The 20,336-nt window shown below is 62.8% G+C and carries 13 protein-coding genes; 9 read left to right on the top strand and 4 right to left on the bottom strand.

Annotated elements, in window-relative coordinates; all coding sequences use genetic code 11:
* Window positions 1–26 precede the first annotated feature (26 nt).
* A complete protein-coding gene (locus J8C06_RS11325) occupies window positions 27–344 on the top strand; it encodes a putative quinol monooxygenase (protein WP_211430273.1) in 318 nt (105 codons plus the stop codon).
* Window positions 345–368: 24 nt separating this feature from the next.
* Complete coding sequence (locus J8C06_RS11320) at window positions 369–1,268, top strand: aldo/keto reductase (protein WP_211430272.1); 900 nt, start codon at window positions 369–371, stop codon at window positions 1,266–1,268.
* A gap of 24 nt (window positions 1,269–1,292) precedes the next feature.
* Here the strand turns inward: J8C06_RS11320 and J8C06_RS11315 are convergent, their stop codons facing one another.
* Complete coding sequence (locus J8C06_RS11315; protein ID WP_246602135.1) at window positions 1,293–2,624, bottom strand: MFS transporter; 1,332 nt, start codon at window positions 2,622–2,624, stop codon at window positions 1,293–1,295.
* Between the two features lie 333 nt (window positions 2,625–2,957).
* On the opposite strand from J8C06_RS11315, the gene J8C06_RS11310 reads away from it, so the two are divergent.
* The 3 genes from J8C06_RS11310 (at window position 2,958) to J8C06_RS11300 (ending at window position 10,373) form a co-directional block, all read left to right on the top strand.
* Entirely contained in the window at window positions 2,958–6,290 is a 3,333-nt protein-coding gene (locus J8C06_RS11310) for a TonB-dependent receptor (protein WP_211430271.1), read from the top strand.
* Window positions 6,291–6,415: 125 nt separating this feature from the next.
* Window positions 6,416–8,218, top strand: a complete 1,803-nt coding sequence (locus J8C06_RS11305) for an alpha-amylase family glycosyl hydrolase (RefSeq protein WP_211430270.1) — start codon at window positions 6,416–6,418, stop codon at window positions 8,216–8,218.
* Between the two features lie 13 nt (window positions 8,219–8,231).
* Complete coding sequence (locus J8C06_RS11300) at window positions 8,232–10,373, top strand: glycoside hydrolase family 15 protein (RefSeq protein ID WP_211430269.1); 2,142 nt, start codon at window positions 8,232–8,234, stop codon at window positions 10,371–10,373.
* A gap of 68 nt (window positions 10,374–10,441) precedes the next feature.
* On the opposite strand, the gene J8C06_RS11295 is transcribed toward J8C06_RS11300, so the two are convergent.
* Both J8C06_RS11295 and shc read right to left on the bottom strand, forming a co-directional pair.
* The gene (locus tag J8C06_RS11295) at window positions 10,442–11,197 is read right to left on the bottom strand and encodes a helix-turn-helix domain-containing protein (RefSeq protein ID WP_211430268.1); all 756 of its coding nucleotides are present in this window, start codon (window positions 11,195–11,197) and stop codon (window positions 10,442–10,444) included.
* Between the two features lie 235 nt (window positions 11,198–11,432).
* Window positions 11,433–13,409, bottom strand: a complete 1,977-nt coding sequence (gene shc, locus J8C06_RS11290) for a squalene--hopene cyclase (protein ID WP_211430267.1) — start codon at window positions 13,407–13,409, stop codon at window positions 11,433–11,435.
* Between the two features lie 208 nt (window positions 13,410–13,617).
* On the opposite strand from shc, the gene J8C06_RS11285 reads away from it, so the two are divergent.
* From J8C06_RS11285 to J8C06_RS11275, 3 genes are all read left to right on the top strand, one after another.
* Entirely contained in the window at window positions 13,618–14,814 is a 1,197-nt protein-coding gene (locus tag J8C06_RS11285) for a 4-hydroxy-3-methylbut-2-enyl diphosphate reductase (protein ID WP_211430266.1), read from the top strand.
* 27 nt (window positions 14,815–14,841) lie between these two features.
* Complete coding sequence (locus J8C06_RS11280) at window positions 14,842–15,849, top strand: fatty acid desaturase family protein (RefSeq protein ID WP_211430265.1); 1,008 nt, start codon at window positions 14,842–14,844, stop codon at window positions 15,847–15,849.
* Between the two features lie 303 nt (window positions 15,850–16,152).
* Window positions 16,153–17,667 carry a CYTH and CHAD domain-containing protein gene (locus J8C06_RS11275; protein ID WP_211430264.1) on the top strand — a complete coding sequence of 505 codons (1,515 nt, stop codon included), beginning with the start codon at window positions 16,153–16,155 and terminating at the stop codon, window positions 17,665–17,667.
* Window positions 17,668–17,675: 8 nt separating this feature from the next.
* On the opposite strand, the gene chlG is transcribed toward J8C06_RS11275, so the two are convergent.
* Window positions 17,676–18,620, bottom strand: a complete 945-nt coding sequence (gene chlG, locus J8C06_RS11270) for a chlorophyll synthase ChlG (protein WP_246602134.1) — start codon at window positions 18,618–18,620, stop codon at window positions 17,676–17,678.
* A 121-nt stretch (window positions 18,621–18,741) separates the two neighbouring features.
* On the opposite strand from chlG, the gene J8C06_RS11265 reads away from it, so the two are divergent.
* On the top strand, window positions 18,742–20,331 hold the full coding sequence (locus tag J8C06_RS11265) for a hypothetical protein (RefSeq protein WP_211430263.1): 1,590 nt from the start codon (window positions 18,742–18,744) through the stop codon (window positions 20,329–20,331).
* Window positions 20,332–20,336: the final 5 nt, after the last annotated feature.

The raw sequence follows: 20,336 nt of genomic DNA, 5'->3' as shown, positions 1-20,336 counted from the left end.
CTTTTTCAGGAAGGAATCCACCCGCAATGTCAGTTCCCGTTACCGTGCTGGCGCACTTCCGCGCCAAACCAGAGCACCTCGCGGACGTTCAAACGGCGCTGGCCGAGTTAATTGCCGCAACCCGGCAGGAGGCGGGCTGTCTATCGTATGTGTTGCATGTTGCCCAAGACGACCCGACCGCCTTTGTGATGATCGAGCGGTGGGCCAGCCCCGAGGCCCTCAAAGCCCACTTTGCGCAGCCGCATACCCAAGCGGCCCTGGCGCGTATCCCGCCCTGGTTGGCCGAGGACGTGCGCATTTCACGATGGACGGAAGTCGAACTCACCAGACCGGAGCCCGTGTAGAACCGCATTGGAGGTGGACGAACGATGGAATACCGACAACTGGGCCGGACGGACATGCGCGTCAGTGTCCTGGGCTTTGGTGGCGCGGAAATCGGCTTCACGCCGGGCGTGACGCAGGGTCAAGTAACCACGTTACTGGCGGCCGCCATAGATGCCGGCCTCAACGTGGTTGATACGGCCGCCGCTTACCAATCAAGCGAAGCCATGCTCGGCATCGCGCTGGAGGGACGCCGGCAGAATGTTTTTTTGTTGACGAAGTGCGGCGCCGTGGACGGTTTTACCCACTATGACTGGTCCACCGAAGGCGTTCTGAGCCACATTGCCGAAAGTCTCCGGCGGCTGCGGACGGATTACCTCGATCTCGTGCAGTTGCATTCCTGCGACGTCGAAACCCTGCGTCAGGGGGACGCCATCGTGGGATTGCAGCGCGCGCAAGAGAAAGGCTGGACGCGCTACATCGGCTACAGCGGAGATGGCGCGGCGGCGAGATTCGCCATTGAGCTGGACGTCTTTGACACGCTGCAAACTTCCATCAGCATTGCCGACCAGGAAGCTCTCGACTTGACGCTGCCGCTGGCCCGTGAACGCCACCTGGGTGTCATTGCCAAGCGTCCGGTGGCGAATGCTGCCTGGCGAACCGGCCAGAAACCAAAAGACCCTTATCACCACGCCTACTGGGAGCGGCTGCAAAAGCTCGACTACCCGTTTCTCACCTGGGACCTGGACGCGGCGGTTGGACACGCGCTGCGCTTCACGTTGTCGCAGCCGGGCGTGCATACGGCCATCGTGGGAACGACCCAACCCGGTCGCTGGGAAGCCAACGCGCGCCACGTCCTGGCCGGGGCGCTGCCGGACGCCGACATTGCCGCGATTCGTGACCGCTGGCAAGCGGTCGCCGATGCGTCCTGGGTTGGCCAGGTGTGAGCCGGAACTTGCCGCCATCATCGGTCAGGCCGGGTGGTAGGAGGCCGCGACGGTTGGGCGTTCGACCAACAGTGTCGCGGCGGCAGCGGCCAACAAGCTCGTCCCACCGAGCAGCACGACGTAGAGCGGATTGCCACCCAACACATACTTGACCAGGGGTTGGAAGGTCAGCGCCGCGGCAATTTCAGGCAGCACGATGAAGAAGTTGAACACGCCCATGAAGACGCCCATCCGATGGGCGGGGAGCGCCCGCGCCAGCATGGCGTAGGGCATCGCCAGAATCGAGGCCCAGGCAATCCCGACCCCCACCATGGCGACCAATAGCCAGTAGCGATTGGTGGCGAGTCCGGTCGAGAGCAATCCCAATCCGCCACACGTCAGGGACGCGGCATGAACCATGCCGCAACCATACCGCGCTGCCAGCCGTGGCAGCGCAAAGGCGACAATGAAACAGACCACGGAATAGGTTGCAAAGCAGATGCCACCCCAGTTGATGCCTTCGTCGTAAGCCGGAGCGGCAGGGTCGGTTGCGCCGAAGACCGACCGCGCAATGGCCGGGCCAAAAAAGAGCCACATGCAAAACAGCCCTAGCCAAGTCAAAACCTGCACGACGGCCAGGCGCGTCATGACGGTAGGCATACTGGTTAGCGCGGTGCCGATGTCTTTTATCCAGTCGAAAAATCCGGCTTTGGCCTGCTCGCGCCGGAAGGCTTCCAGGTCGGCCGGAGGGTCTTCGGGGGTGGTCAGCACCGTGACGAGCACCGCGCCAAGAAAGACGGCCGCGCCAAGCTGAAAGGCGTAGAGCGTAGCCAGTGGGACGCCATTGGCCGCGCGCCCGGTAACGGCCAGCCACTCCCGCAACACATAGGGCAGGACGTTGGCCAGGGTCGCGCCCACGCCGATGAAGAAACTCTGCATGACGAATCCGAGCGGGCGCTGTTCGTCATCGAGGCGGTCGGCGACAAAGGCCCGAAACGGTTCCATGCTGATGTTGATGCTGCTATCGAGTATCCACAGCAGGGTTGCCGCCGCCCAGAGCGCCGGGGAGTGTGGCATGGCCAAGAGCGCCAGGCTGGCCAGAATGGCCCCAGTCAAAAAGTAGGGGCGGCGGCGACCCAGGCGCGTCCAGGTACGGTCACTGAGCGCCCCGATGATGGGTTGCACGATAAGACCGGTCATGGGCGCGGCAAGCCACAGCAGTGGGATCTCGTCAGGCTGCGCGCCGAGCTTTTCGTAAATGGCGCTCATATTGGCCATCTGAAGCCCCCAACCAAACTGGATGCCCAGAAAGCCAAAGTTCATGGTGAAGATGTCGCTCAGTGAGCGGCGGCGCGAAGGGACACTAGACAATGCCATGACGCTCCGGGTCGGGACGCAACTGAGTTGGCACATTGGTGCGGTAAGCCAAGTGGCATCTCAGCGTCCACAATAAAAATTTTTCCTGTGAACAACCAAGGGGGTGGGTTGACACGGCGCATGATAGTTCGTAAGTTTTCACACGCTCTAACATTCTTGTAACGCAGCGTCAATGGTTATGACGCGCGCTCTGGGTTCCCCAAGCCCCAAGAGATGTGCGTGATATGGCCGCTCTACAAAGATACGTAAGAAAAAGGATGGTCATGTCTAGTCCCTGAACCGGATGGATTGTCCGGGTTACAAGAGCTTTGTTTCCTTGGAGGAAGTCTCACTATGTCCACCGCTCACTTGGCGCGGGTCGGACGACGCACGCGCCGCGGCCGGTTGCTTGACAACGGCTGGCTGGCAATGTCCTGTCGTGCCTGCCGGCGCATCGCTTTTCTGTCCCTGCTTGTGGCGCTCACCAGCCCGGTCTGGGCGCAGAGTGACACGGCACGTTTGACCGGCGTCGTCACCGACAACAGCGGCGGCGTCATCGCCGGCGCAACCGTCACGGCGACCGACACCGCCACGAACGCCAAACTTGAAACGACCACCAATGCCGATGGCGTCTATGTGTTCCCAGTGCTCAAAGCGGGAACGTACCTCGTCGAGTTTTCAGCCCCTAACTTCAAGAAGCTTGCGCGCCCGGATGTCGTGTTGCGCGTCAATCAAGTGGTGAGCCTCAACGTTGAAGTCGAACCCGGCAACATCACCGATGTGGTCGAAGTCACAGCCGGCGCGCCACTCATTGAAACGGCGAGTTCGTCCGTCGGACAAACGATCACGGGTCGCCAAATTGTTGACCTTCCCATCAACGGACGCAACTTCACGCAGCTTGCCACGCTCGTTCCCGGCGTGACGCGCGGCACACCCGGCAGCAACGCGGACGGCTCTGGCGGCAACGCCGAGACGTTCCGGCAGGGTGACACTGGCTCCGCCGCGCTTTCGGCTAACGGTTTGCGGGAACAAAACAACAACTTCACGTTGGACGGCATTGATAACAACGAATCCATTGTCAACAGCATCGTCTTTTTCCCACCCATCGAGGCTATCGAGGAGTTTCGCGTCATCACCAGCGTCGCCCCGGCCGAGTTCGGACGCGGTGGCGGCGCCATCGTCAGCGCCACGATTCGTTCTGGCTCAAACGACTTTCACGGGTCGGCCTTTGAGTTCTTCCGCAACTCGGCCATGGACGCGCGCGCGACCGACCTCGTTGGGTTCGTCCCGCCCAAGCCGGTGTTCATTCGGAATCAGTTTGGCGGCACGTTTGGCGGCCCCATTCGCCGCGACAAGACGTTTTTCTTTGTGGATTACCAGCAGTTGCGGCAGCGGTTGCCACGTGAAGAAGGGCGCACCTTTACTGTGCCGACGGCGCGGATGCGCCAGGGTGATTTCAGCGAGTTGTTGAATCCAAACTTCACCGGTCTTGGCGCGGCCGTGCAAATTTTTGACCCTGTGACCGGGTTGCCGTTCGCCGGAAACATCATTCCTCAAAATCGGCTCGACCCGGCCGCCGTGCGATACCTGAACTTTTTCCCGCTGCCTGATCTGACCGACCGCGCGCGCTTCAACTTTTTCAACCGGCAACTCCAGCGGCAAAACTTCAAGAGTGGTGATGCGCGGCTGGACCATCGCTTCACCGAGCGCGATAGCGTCTTCGTGCGCTTCAGTATTGCCGACGACCCGCAGTTCGACCCGGGCCGCCTCGGCATCAACGCCCAAACCGGCTTTGGTTCGGGCACGAACCGGCAGTTCAACCACAGCGTCATGGGCAACTATACGCGCGTGTTCACGCCAAACGTCGTCAACGAACTGCGCTTCGGCTACGTCAAGCAAAACATCGAGTTTCTGCCACTCGGTTTCGGCACCGACCTCAACCGCCAGCTCGGCATCCCCGGTATCAACGGCGTGACGCGCGCCAACGGCATTTCCCTCATCGGCGGGGGCAATGGCGACTTTCTGGAATACCTGGGGGACTTTGGCGAGTTCATCCTGAACCAGCGAACGATCCAGTTCACCGACGCCGTAACTTGGGTGGCCGGTAATCACTCGGCCAAGTTTGGCGCATCGATCATCCAGCGCAACATCCGCTCGGTGCAGGCCGATTTCAGCAAAGGCTTTTACTTCTTCTCTGACCAGGTGGTCACGTTCCAGCCGGGCGGACCGCCACCGGCCAGTCCAGGCCTTGGCCAAACCGGCTATCAAGTTGCGCAAATGCTGCTTGGACGCACGGCTTTTACCACGACGGCCAACCCGGAAATTCCCGCCGCGACCACGCGCAGTTACGAGATGGGTTTCTTTGCCCAGGACGACTGGCGCGTTACCCGGCGGCTGACGCTCAACGCCGGGCTGCGTTACGAGCTGTTTACGCCGTACTATGAACTGCGGAACCGGATGGCGAACTTCGACCCGTTCAGCGGGCGGATTTTGCTTGCCGGACGCGATGGGAATTCCCGGTCGCTGGTGGATACCGACCGCAACAACTTTGCCCCGCGCATCGGCGCGGCTTTTGATTTGTTCGGCAGTGGGCGGGCAGTGCTGCGCGGTGGATGGGGTATCTTCTATTCACTCGACCGAGGCGGGATCGCCAACCAGTTGACGCAAAACCCCCCGTTCATCGTGACGCAGTTCCGCTTCGACGGCCCTGGGTCGAATGTTCGCCTGAGCGAGCCAATCCCGCCGCCTGATCCGATCAATGTGGCCTCGCCAAACTTGCCACCCGGTACGCAGATTCGCTTCACGCCGCGCAATACGCGCAACACGCGGGTGCAGCAGTTCAATGTGACGTTTGAGTATCAGTTGACGAATTTTCTGGCGGCTCACGTCGCCTACGTCGGCACGCGCGGCGACAACGTGACAGCCGTCACGACCGTCGGTGGCTTTGGTGATGCCGAAATCACGCGGCGGCTGACGACCATTGCCAATGTCGGTGAGTCGCGCTACGACTCGCTCCAGATCAAGGTCAATCAGCGGGCGTGGAAGGGGTTGAGCTACTTGGCGGCCTACACGTTTGGGAAAGCCACCAACAACTCGCCGGGTCCGTTCCCCGGAACGGGCGGGGCTGGACGCTCGACCCCGTCGGACCCGGATGGGCTGGCGCCGGGGCTGGCCGACTACGATGTGCGCCATCGGTTCACCCTGGCTTTCAACTATGACCTTCCCTTTTTCAAGGATGCCAGCAATCGGGTAGTTCGGGCCCTGCTGTATGGCTACCAGTTCAACGGTATCCTGACCCTGCAAGGTGGGACGCCTTTCTCGGTCTTTGGTGGGGATGGTGGACGCGCGCGCCTGGTGCCAGGGCAAGACCCGACCGCCGGACCGCGCAGCGCGGCCCGGTGGTTCAACACGGCGGCCTTTGCCCCATCGGATAATCCCTCCCAGCAGTACCCACGCAACGCTTTTCTGCGGTCGCCGGGTATCTCAACCGTGGACGGCTCGATCTTCCGGCGTTTCGCTATCACCGAGCGCGTCAATCTGGAGTTTCGGGCTGAGGCCTTCAACCTGTTCAACAAGCCGCAGCTTGGTATTCCAAACTTGTTTCTCGGCGGTGATTTTGGGCGCATCTTTTCGGTGCGCAACCGCTCGAACCGCTCGGTGCAACTCGGCTTGCGACTGTCCTTCTAATCGCAAGCCTTTTCAGGCGCGTGGGTGGCTCGAGCGCCCACGCGCCGCTGCCTCTACCGCACATGAAACAAACAGGATGGTTGGGTCGTCTGCCCGTCTTCTGGGGCCTTTGGCTAGCCTGGACCGTGCCGATCTGGGGACAGTCCATCACCAAGGTCGAGCCGCCGGACTGGCCGACGGTGCGCCGCCCGACGACCCTCCAGTTGCTCATCACCGGCGACGGCCTGGCCCAGGCGCGGTTGCGCAGCGCCACGCCTGGCGTCACGCCCGGCAAGGTGGACGTATCGCCGGATGGACGGTACGCCTTCTGCGAACTGACCGTGACGCCAGCAGCCCGACCCGGCCCGGTCAGCCTCAGCTTGGCAACGCCAAATGGACAAGTCGGCGTGCCGTGGGCGGTGTTTGCGCCTCTGCCCCGGACAACAGCGTTTCGCGGATTGTCGCCGGATGACGTGCTCTACTTGGCCATGATTGACCGCTTCGCCAATGGCGATGCGGGCAATGACTCGCCGCCAGGCATGCCCGCTGCCGACCGCGCCAATCCCAGGGCCTACCACGGCGGCGATCTGCGCGGCGTCATCGAAAAACTCGACTACTTGCAGCAGCTTGGTGTCACGGCCATCTGGCTCACGCCGGTCTATGACAACGACGATGCCAGCGAGGATTACCACGGCTACGGCGCGACGGATTTTTACGCCATCGAGCAACGGTTTGGGACACTCGAAGATTACCAAACGCTGGCGGCGGAAGTTCGGCGACGCGGCATGAAGCTGCTTCAGGATGTCATCCCAAACCACACCGGGCCGCGTCACCCGTGGGTACGCCAACCGCCGACGCCGACTTGGTTCAACGGCACGCCGGAGCAGCACCTGACGTGCAACTTCGACATCCCGACGCTGACTCGCCCGGAAGCCACCCCGGCAGCGCGCGCCCTCGTGCTGGAAGGCTGGTTTGCCGGCATCCTGCCTGACCTCAACGGCGCAGATGAGCGATACAAACGCTATGCCATCCAAAACGCGCTCTGGTGGGCGGAAAAGGTCGGCCTCGACGGGATGCGGGTGGATACCTATCCCTACGTTGTCCGGTCGTTCTGGCGCGACTGGCAGCGCGCCATTGATGAAGCCTTTCCAAAGTTGACGGCCGTCGGCGAAATCTGGCACGGCGATCCAAAGGTCATCAGCTTCTTTCGGGGCGGCAGGACCGGCTGGGACGGGATTGATACCGGACTCCGGTCGCAGTTCGACTTCCCGCTGTTTTACGCCATTCGGAACTTCGCCGGCGGAGACGCACCGGTGACGGCGCTGATCGATGTGCTGCGGCAGGACGCCCTGTACGGCGATGCCCGGATGAATGTGACCTTCGTCGGCAATCACGATGTGCCGCGCCTGATGCGCGCCATGGGCGGCGACCTCCGCCGCGCCCAGTTGGCAACGGCGCTCCTGATGACGCTGCGGGGCATTCCGCAGCTTTATGCCGGCGATGAAATCGGCATGGATGGCGGCGAAGACCCAGACAACCGGCGTGATTTTCCCGGCGGCTTTGACGCCGCGCCGAATGCTTTTACTGCGAGCGGGCGCGCGCCCGATGAACAGCGCATCTGGTCGGAAACGCAACGCCTGATTGCGCTCCGCCGGGCGCATCGGGCCCTCCGCCAAGGCAAGCACACCGACTTGGTTGCGACGGGCAAACAGTGGGCGTTTCTGCGTGACGATGGACGGGAAAAACTCTTGGTCGTCGTCAACGGAGCGGATGGGGAAGCCGCCGAGGTGCGCATCCCGTTGGCGCTGGTTCGTCCGGCCCGCATCCGGCGGCCGGTGGTTTTGAAGGCGCTGCATGGTTCCTCGCCGATGACCGAGTGGCAACTGGAGCCGCAAACGATTTCGGTTCGGGTCGAACCCTTTGGCTATCGCGTGTACCACGTCCAATGAAGGAGCACAACGAATGAAGGCCGCAAGCTTGGCGCTCGTGGTATGGCTGCTGGCTTCCCTGATGCCGCCGATTGGGGCGATGCCCCCGGCGGCCGCGCCCGGCGACGCGCCCGGCCGTCCCGGCGTGAAAGCCACCTGGACTTCCGGCGGCAAACTCGGCGTTGGCACGGCCGTCAGCCGCCGGTCGCGCGTCTGGTTCACGTTAGGGGATACGGGCCTCACCGAAGTCTATTACCCAACGGTGGATATGCCCAACGTGCGGTCCCTGGACTTCATCGTGGTTGGGCCGGGCTATGTCGGGTGTGAATCGCGGGATGCCGTCGAGCGCCGCACCGTGCGGACCCGTGACGACGCCCTGGCCTTTGCCCAGACGACGAGTGACGGCCGGCGCTGGCGCATCGAAAAACGCTACGCCTGCGACCCGACCCGCGACGCCTTGCTCATTGAGGTCAAGGTCATCGCGCTCGACGGCGGAACCTATGACGTGTTCGCCCTGTTCGACCCGGCCGTGGCCAATAGCGGGCTGGGTGACACCGGGGAGCATCTGGAGAAAACGCTCGTGGCCTTTGACCGGGATGCCGCGACCAACCGAACCATTGCCGTCGCGTTGGCGGCGCAACCCGCGTTCAGCGCCGTGTCCAGCGGCTTCGCCGGCGTCAGTGACGGGTGGACCGACCTCATGCTCGACGGTCGCCTCGATAACCGTGAACAACGGGCCGCGAACGGCAACGTCGTCCAGATCGGACAACTCGCCGCCCCGCAGACCACGCTGGCGCTGGCCTTTGCCGAACGTTCGGAAACGGCCGCGCAGGTCGCCGCGGCCGCGCTGGCGGACGGCTTTGCCGCCGTCACGGACCGCTACGAAGCCGAATGGCAGCGCTTCACCGCGCGGTTGCCCACCGTGGCGCCGGAATTTCGCGCCCAGTTTGCCGTGGCCGCCATGACCTTGTTGGCGCATGAAGACAAGACCTACCCCGGCGCAGGCGTGGCCAGCCTCAGCATTCCGTGGGGCGAAGCGGCCGACGCCGACCGCCCGACATCCGGGGGCTACCATCTCGTCTGGTCACGCGACCTCTACCATGTCGCAACCGCGTGGCTGGCCATCGGCGACAAGGAAGCCGCCGCGCGCGCGCTTGATTACCTGTTCCTCGTGCAGCAATCCGCCGACGGCAGCTTTCCCCAAAATAGCTGGCTGGATGGGCGTCCCTACTGGCCGAGTGTCCAGTTGGATGAAGTGGCGTACCCGCTCATCCTCGCCTGGCAGCTTGGACGGTTCGACCCACGCACCTACGCCCGGCACATCCGTCCGGCGGCCGAGTACCTGTTGCGCCACGGCCCCGCTACACCACAGGAGCGCTGGGAGGAAGAAGAAGGTTACTCCCCCGCCACCATTGCCGCCGAAATAGCCGGTCTGGTTTGCGCTGCCGACGTTGCCCGACGCCTGGGACGGATGGAAGATGCCGACCGTTACGAGCAGACCGCCGACCGGTGGGCGGAAGGCGTCCAGCAGTGGTGCTACACGACGACGGGGCCGTGGGACGAAGGCGAAGCCGAGCGCGGTTACTACTTCCGAATCAACAACAACCGCGATCCGAATGACGGCTTCAAGCTCGACATCAACAACGGCGGCGGACTGCATGACGAACGCCACATCGTGGATGCTGGCTTCCTCGAACTCGTTCGGTTGGGCATTGTTCCGGCCAGTGATCCCAAAATCATGCGCTCACTGCGCATCGTTGACCGGGTCATCCGGGTCGAGACACCGCTCGGGCCGGGCTGGTATCGGTATAACCACGATGGCTACGGCGAACGCCCCGACGGCAGCGGTTGGCAGGACAAAGGCATCGGGCGGTTGTGGCCGCTGCTGACTGGTGAGCGTGGCGAGTATGCCGTTGCGCTCGGCGAGGATGCGACCCCCTATGCCAGAACCATGCTGGCCTTTGCCGGTCCGGCGGGCATGCTGCCGGAGCAGGTCTGGGATCGGACCTATCCGGCCGACGCTCGTTATCGCATCGGGCAGGGCACCGGAAGCGCCACGCCCCTGGCCTGGAGCATGGCGCAGTTTGTGCGGCTGGTAATGTGCCTTGAGCAGCGGCGCGTCGTGGAGTGTCCCCAGGTCGTGTTCAACCGCTATGCCGGCGCGCGGACCCGCTAACTTGCTCCAGGCCTTGCCTGAAGACCTCGACCCGGCGCTGGTATTCGCGCCGGCGTCGTTTCCACCGCCTACTGAAGGGCGCTGTTTTCGCGGTAATCGGTGGCGCAGCAGCCTGTGTAGCGCTTGAAAGCCCGCGAAAAGTAGTCGCTATCGGCAAACCCAACCTTGAAAGCCACTTCCTTGATGGTGGTGCAGTTGGCCGTCATCAGCAACTGCTTGGCGGCTTCGAGGCGCGTCTGTTGCAGCAGTTGCCGGAAGCGCATGCCAGCATGCCGATTGAGCAGCCGGGACAGTTGCCCCGACGACAGGTTGAGCCGTGTGGCGACCGCCCGCAGGTTGAGGCTTGGGTCTTGATAGTGCGCCGCCACGACTTTCATCACCCGGTCCATCAGGAAGGCTTCGGCCGGTGGCTCCAAATCGGCAGTCGTGGGCAGCGGAAACATGCTCTTGAGCGACTGCGCCGCCAACCACACTTCGTCCGATGATGAGGCGCTCAGCATGAAGTCGGCCGAAACCGTATTCTTGACTTCCAGCGGCGCTTGCCCATTTGAAAACTCATGTGACCGCCGCAAGAAGACCAGACAGGCATCCGGCGCGACCCGGCGCAGCTCGTTGACGATCCGGCGCCGAATCGGAAACAGTGAAACGCCAACAATAATGATTTGATACTTGCTGAGTTCGGAGAGCCGCGTTCCAGCTTCTGCCAAGGTGTACGTGGCCGTCACCGGAAGCCCAAACTTCTCAACTGCTTTGGCGGCATGGTCCAGCTCGTCAATCACAGCCACTTGGTAAGCCGGAACGTGACCGTTCGTGTAGTTACCCATCACATCCTCCTTGTGACGCGCGCGCGACAAGCGCTGCAACAGGCTTCGCAAACCGTTTCAAGGCTAGCGTTTTTGAATAGCGCCGCCTGGTTATCACTAGGCTGGAAAAATCTAATGACGGGAGGGACGTTACTCTATTCCAGCTAGCGGGGCAAGATTTTTCTGCGTCAAAGAATCCAGGTGAATTTTCTGGTTTGCTGATTGCGCGTTGGCCGTGGGTGTGGGCGTTGGCGCATTATTTGGCAACCGCCCGGTAGCGCCCAAGCGCCATGAGCGGGAAATAGTTCCGGTAAAAGTGATAGTTCATGTAGAAATGGTTGGGAAAGCCGGTGCCGGTAAATTCGGCTTCCGTCCAACTGCCGTCGTCGTTCTGGTGGGTCACGAGGTACTCGACGCCGCGCCGCGCACAATCAGATTTGCCTTCACCCCCGGCCATCAAGCCCAGGACCGCCCAGGCCGTTTGCGACGGCGTGCTTTTCCCAACCCCCATCAGCTTCCGGTCGCCATAACTGGCGCAGGTTTCGCCCCAGCCACCGTCTTCATTTTGGCAGGAGTTGAGCCACTGCGTGCCGCGCATGATAAAAGCCTCGCGCGGGTCGAGGCCGAGCGCCACCAGCCCGCAGATCACCATGTGCGTGCCGTAGATGTAGTTGACACCCCACCGTCCCCACCAGCAGCCCTCCGGTTCCTGCTTGCTCTTGATGAAAGCGATGGCGCGTTCGACCTTTTCAGGTGAAGCCGGATAGCCGGTCACGCCCAACATCTCCAGAATGTGACCGGTGAGGTCGGCCGTTGGCGGGTCAATCATGGCTTTGAGGTCGCCATAGGGAATCTCATTGAGGATTTCAAAGTCGTTATCTACGTCGAACGCGCCCCAGCCTCCGTTTTTGCTCTGCATGGACAGCGTCCATTCGGTCGCCAGCTTCAACCGGCGCTGCTTTTCGGCTTCGTCTGTCAGCTTCAAGCGGTGGAGCGCCATGATGACGACGGCCGTGTCGTCCACATCGGGGAAGAAGTCATTCCAGAACTCAAATGCCCAGCCGCCGGCCGGTCCGGTTTTGTTTTTGAACCGCCAGTCACCATCCCGCCGGATTTGCTTTGACAGAAGCCACTCACCGGCTTTGACCAGCGCCGGATGGTCGGGCGGGAGTCCCGAATCAAGCAGCGCCAGGATGGTCAGGCCGGTATCCCAGACCGGCGACACGCAGGGTTGGGTATGAAACTCGTCGTCGGTTTCGATGCAAAACCGCTCAACCGCTTCAATGCCCTTCTGCATCACCGGGTGGTCGGGCGCATAGCCGCGGCAGTGCAGGCCCAGCAGCGAGTTGAGCATCGCCGGAATGATGCCGCCCCAGTCGCCGCTGTCATCCTGGTGTTCGAGTGTCCAGCGTTCGGCGCGGGCGAGAGCTTCGGCCTTGCGGGGCGAGACGTTCAACCGCTCCATGAGCTTGAGCAGGTTGTCCAGACCGATAAATGCGCCACCCAGTGAAAACAGGCCGTCGGGATTCGGGAGGGCAAGGTTGGCGTTGGCGCGGCCTTCGGCGTACAACTCGTCCACGTTCCCGCCCGGCACTTTGACGACCGGCTTCTTGTCGCTGACCAGCAGGAGTGGCACGGTCGAGCTGCGCGCCCAACTGGCGAGTTCGTAAATGGTGAAGGGAAACCAGTCGGGCAGAAGCATGATCCAGGCCGGCAGCGTCGGGCAGCCTTCCCAGGGGAACGCGCCGAACAACGCCAGGTGAATCTTGGTGAAGACCCGCGCCTTGGTGACGCCGCCGCGCGCCAGGATGAAGTCACGCGCCTGCGCCATGTGGGGCGCCTCAGGCGCGTCGCCCAGCAACTTGAGCGCAAAGTAGGCTTCAATGGTCGTGGACAGTTCGCCGCCATCACCGTAATACAACTCCCACCCGCCATGCGCCCGCTGTTGGCGGCGGAGGTAGGTGCGAATCTTCTCGAACTGCCGCGCGCGCGCGCCGTCCGTGCCGAGGACTTTGTGAAGAAACACGTATTCAGCCGTCAGGGTCACATTCGCTTCGAGTTCGGCCCACCAGTAGCCTTCGGGATACTGCTTTGCCAGCAAGTAGTCCTGGGCGCGACCAATCGCCGCCTGGACAGACGCGGCCGATGCCGGCGCCGGGCGAACCGTCCGCGTGGCGAGCGCAAGAGGTGATTCCACAACAGGCTGCACGACACGGGGCGCAAATCCGGTCATAGGCAAACGTTTCCTCCCGTCAAACAGGTCAGATAGTCTCCGCTATCCGCGCGCGGCGGCAGCGCAAAGTCGGCAAATCTATATCAAAAGTGGGGCTTGTGCCTACTGCGGAGCGCCCGGCCGCGACGGCATGGCTTGGCGCGGAAGAACGGCGCGGTGTAAACTTTAGTCAGCTTTTTTACTCTTCCCGGAGCTTAGGTATTTCCTCATGGCAATTGTGAATGAAGCGGCCGCGCCTGCCGTCCGCCACCATCCTTCCCGCAGCGGCTTTGGACTGCGCGCTGAAGTTCACGACGAAATCAAGAATGACTTTGACAGTGTCTTGGTTCAACTCATCAAGGCCGCCGGCGGGACGCATCAGGTCGGACGGCTGACCTTTCGGCTCGCCCAGGAGTTTGGGTTTTGCTATGGCGTCGATCATGCGCTCGACTTGGCTTATGAAACCCACGTCCGGTTTCCTGATCGGCGGGTCTATCTCACTGGTGAAATCATTCACAACCCAACGGTCAACGAACAGTTGGCGAAAATGGGCTACTCCTTCCTGCGTCCGGGGGATGACGTGACCGCCGATGACATCGTGCTCATCCCAGCCTTTGGCGCACCGACCCATGAGCTGGAGCGCCTCAAAAACGTTGGCTGCCTGCTGGTGGATACCACTTGCGGATCGGTCGTCCACGTGTGGAAGCGGGTTGAGAAGTATGCCCGCGAAGGTTTTACGGCCATCATTCATGGCAAGTACGACCACGAGGAAACCGAGGCCACCCGCTCGCGGACGACGCTGTACGAGGGGGGAAAGTTCCTGGTCGTGCGTGATCGCGCCCAGGCACAGGACGTCTGCGATTACATCGAGGGGCGTGGCGACCGGGAGCGGTTTCTGGCCAAGTACGCCGCCGTGGCCACGCCGGGTTTTGACCCAGACCGCGATCTGGAGCGCGTCGGGCTGGCCAACCAGACGACCATGCTTTCCAGCGAGTCCTTGGAAATTGCCGACATGGTGCGGCGCGCGATGGAGCGGCGGTACGGCCCGGATGAACTCAAGGCGCGCTTCCGGTCATTCGACACAATTTGCAGCGCGACGCAGGAGCGCCAGGACGCCATTCTGCAACTGATCGAGGAGCCGCTCGATCTGGTCATCGTGGTGGGTGGCTACAATAGCAGCAACACCGAGCACCTGTGCGAGATTGCCTCGGAGCGCCTGCCAACCTATCACATCAACGCGCCGGAGTGCCTGGTGTCGGCGACGGAAATTCGCCACAAGCCGGCATTCAGCAAAGAGGAAGCCACCACCCAGAACTGGCTTCCGGCGGGTAACATCACGATTGGCATCACGGCGGGAGCTTCGACGCCCAACAAGGTCGTCGGCGACTGTATCGAGCGCATTGCGGCGCTGGCCGGCGCGGCCTGAGTTTGGACTATTCAGTGAGGCGCCGCCATGCTGACCGATGTTGGGCAACGCGGAGAAGAGTTTCGGCAGACGACCAAACGGCCACTGCTGGCGCCGGCGGTCGTCAAGCAGCTTTCGGCGCTGTCGCCGTGGCGGGCGACGGCGTCGCTGGTATTCGATTGGGGCATGATTGGCGGGCTAGTCGCCGCGACCATCTGGCTTGATCATCCGGTTCTGTGGTGCCTTGCCCCGTTAGGCATTGCCGCTGCCCAGCATGGCCTGGCCATTCTCGCCCACCAGGCGGCGCACTACCGGATGTATGAAACCCGGTGGCTCAACGATGCCGTCGGCGTCCTCTGCGCCGCGCCGCTGGGCGTCTCGATGCACACCTACCGCATCATTCACCGCATTCATCACAACCATCTCTACACGCCGGTTGACCCCGACATGGCGCTCATGGCGGGTTATCCGCGAGGGCGCTGGCATCTGCTCAAGAAATTCATCAAGGACTTGCTCGGCGTGACGGCGGTCAAAAATTACCTGTATTTCTTCGGCAGGCCGCTCCGCAGAGCCGCGCCCGAAAAGCCGGCCGCGCACATGTCCATCATTGACGACACTTCGCCTGCGCTGCGCCGTGCCGCCCGGCTGGACCAGCGCTTGGTGATCGCCTGCCATGTGCTGTGGCTTGGCTTGGCCATTGCAACCGGATGGTGGCGCTCGTACGTTGTCCTGTGGCTGCTTCCGCTGGTCACGTTGCTTCAGTTCGTGCTGCGGCTTCGGGCGCTCTGCGAGCATGGGGCTGTGCCGGACACCTCGACGCCGTTGCGCGCGGCGCGGACAAATCTGGTGCCGTGGTACGTCCGCTGGTGGCTCTTTCCCCATCAGATGCACTACCACATCGAACACCATCTTTACCCCAGCGTGCCGCATTACCGGCTGCCGGCCTGTCATGCCGCGCTGCGCGCCGCCGGGGCGCTGGCGGAAGCCGAAGTTTCACCGTCGCTGCGCGCAACCTGGCGGAAGTTCTTCGCGCCGGCCGCGCCAACGGCGATGTAAGCCGGCCCCGTGCGCCAGGACCGGGCAGCACGCCGACTACCAACCGACCGGCAGAAGCGTCGGCCGGGCCGTCGGGCGTGCCGCGCCGCAGACCCAAGCGCCCAGGTTGGCGTTCCCCATACCCTCTGCGCGCTGCCTGCGCCCTGATCGCCCGACGACACCAAGGCGCGTTTTCTCTGGAGCTGGCTTTTAGCCAACGTCACATGAGTACCAGGGCGGCGAAATCGTGTGTATGTCCGACCGCCGAAGTACGTTGCCACCGGCCGGTCATTGGTCGAATGATGAAGTGAGGAGGGTCTTGGCATGGGTAGGCTAGCCGTAAACACGCCGGCGTTGCCGGTTGAAACCGAGATCAAGCTGGCTCTGTCCCCGGAGCACGTCCGACGGCTCCGGCGCCACCCGCTGCTGCACGCCATCTGTCCGACGCGCGCCAAACTGCACACCGTTTACTTTGACACGCCTGACGCGGTGCTCCTGCGGCATGGGGTTACCCTCCGTTTGCGCCACGCCCGGCGGCGCTGGTTACAGACACTCAAGGCCTGCCCAGGCGCAAGCGGGGTACTGGCGCAGCGCGCCGAGTGGGAAACCCCGGTGACCGCCGCCCGTCTTCAGCTCGACCGGCTACCGCCGGAAGCCCAGGCTTGCCTGCCGCCGGACACCGGCGCAGCGCTGTCCCCCTGCTTTGAGACCGTCATCCGGCGCGAGACCTGGGACATGGTTCAGGAGGCCGCGCGCGTCGAGATCGCGCTTGACCGGGGGGAAGTGCGGGCCGGTGACCTTGCTTGGCCGATTTCGGAACTCGAACTCGAACTGAAACACGGCTCTGCCGAGGCGCTGTTTGACGTGGCCGAAGCCTTGGTAACCGCCCTTCCGTTGGGTCTGGAGCCACGCAGCAAGGCGCAGCGGGGCTACCAACTCATCGGCGCGCTGCCACTGACGCCGACCAAAGCGATGTTGCCGGAGCTGGACGGCGGCGCTCCGGCGCTGAAGTCTTTTGCCGACATTGCGCGGAACTGCCTGCGCCAGTTTGAGGCGAACCTGCCGGGATTCCGGCTGGCGGCCGACCCCGATCCTGAGTACATCCATCAGATGCGGGTCGCCCTGCGCCGCCTGCGGGCAGCCGTCGGACTGTTGCGCTTCACGGACTATGCCCCGCCGGACTGGGTGCCGGACCTGAAGTGGTTGATGGGCGAGTTGTCCCAGGCGCGGGATTGGGATGTGTTCGTCACTGAAACACTGCCGCGCATCCAACGTCATCTAGCGCAACCAGAACGCCTTGCTGTCCTGCAGCCCCTTGCCCAGCAGTTGCGCCGGGTTGCTCATGACCGTGCGCGCAGGGCCCTCGACTCACCCCGGCCGGTTCAGCTCTGGCTGCGGATAGAGCGCACGCTCATGACACTGCCCCTGACATCCCTAACGACCACCGCCTGGCTGCGGACGGCCCTGCACCGTCGCCACCGTCGGCTGACGCGCCTCGGACAACGGTTACAGGAACTCGACGCGGCCGGGCGACACGCCTTGCGGATTGCCGCCAAGAAGTTGCGTTACGGAGCGGAGTTCTTTGCCGGACAGCGTCTAAAGGCGTCCAACCGCTTCATTCGGCACCTGGCAGCGTTGCAGGATGTGCTGGGCGGGCTGAACGACGCTGCCGTGACGGCTCGTCTGCTTGATGACATCAGGCAGGTGAGTGACGTGACGGTTGGGGAAGCCCTGGGCCTGGTAAGTGGCTTTCTGGCCGGTGAACAGGCCCACCGGCTGGCCGAGCTGGAGCGGCTCTGGCGGGAGTTCCATCGGATCGAGCCGTTCTGGTCCAAGTGAGGCCAGAGTCAAGCGCGGACGGCCCAGGCAGCCAAAAACATGCCCAGCACCAGGAAGCCCTGGGCATGGGCGTTGTACCAAACTGCCTTACCGATCGGGTCAGCCAGAAACGTTCGCTGAAACCACATTTGCGGCAGCACCGTCGCGCCGACGAGACCGGCCCAGCCCCACTCGCCGAGCGTGGCCAGTAAGCCGGCTGCCGCGAGTTGTCCGGCATTGAGCACGAACACGCCGAGCCAGGCTCCCCGTCGGACCCCGAAGACCTGGGGCAAGGTGTGAATTGCCATGCGCGCGTCGCCTTCGAGCGACTTGAAATCATTGGTCGTCATGCTGCCGATGCTGGCGATGACGTAGCAGACGGCAACGGCGGTTGCCGTCCAACTGATCTGGCCCTTGAAGGCCAACTCGCCCGACATCCATGGAAGCAAGATGTAGGATGCCGCAACGGTGGCATTGCCTACCCAGACAATTCGTTTCAGCTTGATGGGTTTGGCGCTGTAGAGATGCGCGTTGACAATCCCGATCACGGCCAGGGCCACGATCCACGGGTGAATGAGATAGGCCGCGACGAGTGTCAAGCCACAGAGCAGACTGATGCCGAGCGTGGCTTCGCGCAGGCTGATGCGCCCGGAAGGAATAGGGCGGTAGGGTTCATTGATGGCGTCCACGTCGCGGTCGAAGTAGTCGTTCATTGCCTGGCAGGTTCCCGAAATGAGTGGACCGCTCATGACCAGGCCGAGCCACAGCCGCCAGTCGGCGAGACTGGCCGTCGTGAACTTGGCGCTACACAGCGCCCCGGCCACGTAAGCGCACATGATGGGAATCCAGGTGACTGGCTTGAGGAGTTCGATCCAGGCTGAAACCTTGCGGCGCATCGGCGTGGAGGCCGGAGACGCCGTTTTGGACAGCCGAAACGACGATGACGGTACGACGCCCTCTTTCACAAGCCACACGCCTCCTCCGCGCCCAATTGGGCTATTTCCAACTTATGAAATCACCCGGCTGATGCAAAATGCATTTTCGCCAACCGGTTGGAAGTGGTTGGCAACCTTGGTCTTCGTCAACCAATGCCCGATGTCTTTACCTTCTACTCTACCTTTTGCTCCGGCGTTTTCAGTTCCGGCGCGCGCGCGCCAGGCTTGGTTGCTGTGGTTGGTCGGCGTGGCGGGTGGCTGGTTGAGCCTCGGCGCTCCGGCCGCGGCCCAGTCGTCCCGCGCGGTCAAGCCGCTGGCCGCGCCCAAAATCTTGAGTCGCCACCTCACGGCGGTTGGTGGAGAAAAAGCCCTGCGGGCAGCCGGCAGCACAACCACGCGCGGTGTTGTCCAAACGGACGCCGGTGAGGCCGGGAGTTTTACGCTCGACCGAAGTGTTCCCGATCAGTTGCGGCTCGAACTGGCGTTTGACGCCGACCGCTGGTGTCTTGGCGTCAGCGGTACTTCGGCTTGGGCGCAGACCACCCGCGAGGGCGCGCGGACGCTGGTGGACGAAGCCGGACGGCAGCGTGCGCTAGAGGGATGGATTCTGGCCGGGCGACTGATTGACGCCAAAGGGCAGGGGCTTGCGACGCGCTCGCTGCCGGTGGTTGAACGCGATGGGAAGCCCTACTACCGGGTGGTCTTTACATCACGGGAACGCGCCGAGGCGACCGGCTATTTTGCTGCCGACACCGGCTTGCTGACACGCTTGGAAAGCGGGGAAGGAGCCAACCGCCGGACGTTTCAGTTTGCGGATTACCGCCTGGTCAATGGCATCCGCGAACCCTTTCAAATCACGCTCGAAGCACCGGACGAGCCGGCCCTGACGCTGACAGTGACGGAGGTCATCCGCGTTGGCGCTTTTGCCACGAATCACTTTGGGATACCCAGCCGCGAGCCGGCGCTGGATGTTTCCGCCTTACTGACGCGGATTGTGAGCAACCAGCGCGCCCTGGACGAGCGGGTGACGCAGTACACCTACACCTTACTGGAAACCATCCGCCGCCTCGATGGCGATGGGCGGGTGAAGGAAACGGAAGTCAAGACCTATGAGGTCTATCCACTCAAGGGCGGCGTGCGCGCCCGAAAACTGGTGGCCGTGGATGGGAAACCGCTTTCGGCATCGGAAGCCGAAAAGGAGCAGCGCCGGGTGGCCAAGTTCATTGAAGAAAACGAGGCGCGCCAGGAAAAACGCAAGGCCAGCAAAGCGGATGACGACGATGAAGCCCAGCGCCGGCGGCTGACCATCGCGCAGTTTTTGCGGGTCTGCGAGTTCTACAATCCGCGGCGCGAGACGTTGCGCGAGCGGCCGGTCATCGTGTGTGACTTCCGCCCACGCGCCGACTACAAACCGACCAACGACGCGGAAAAAATCATCCAAAAACTTGTCGGAACCGTTTGGCTGGATGCTGAAGATGAAGAAGTGGCGCGGCTCGAAGGACGGTTTGCCAGCGATTTCAAGGTCGGCGGCGGCCTGCTGGCCTCGCTCAAGCGCGGGGCCGCGTTTGTGTTTGAGCAGACGCGCAACGCGGAAGGCGTCTGGCTGCCACTGCGCGAAGAGTTCAACGCCGGCATCAAGGTCTTACTGCTCGCCGGTCTCAATATCAGCGTCGAGAACCGCTATGGTGACTACCGGAAGTTTTCTACCGAGAGCGAAGAAGCCACCGATGACCCCCCGGCCGAACCGTAAGCGGC

Origin of the sequence: Chloracidobacterium validum (genome assembly GCF_018304825.1) — a bacterium.
Taxonomy (GTDB): Bacteria; Acidobacteriota; Blastocatellia; order Chloracidobacteriales; family Chloracidobacteriaceae; genus Chloracidobacterium; species Chloracidobacterium validum.
This window is presented reverse-complemented; position numbering and strand designations above follow the sequence as displayed.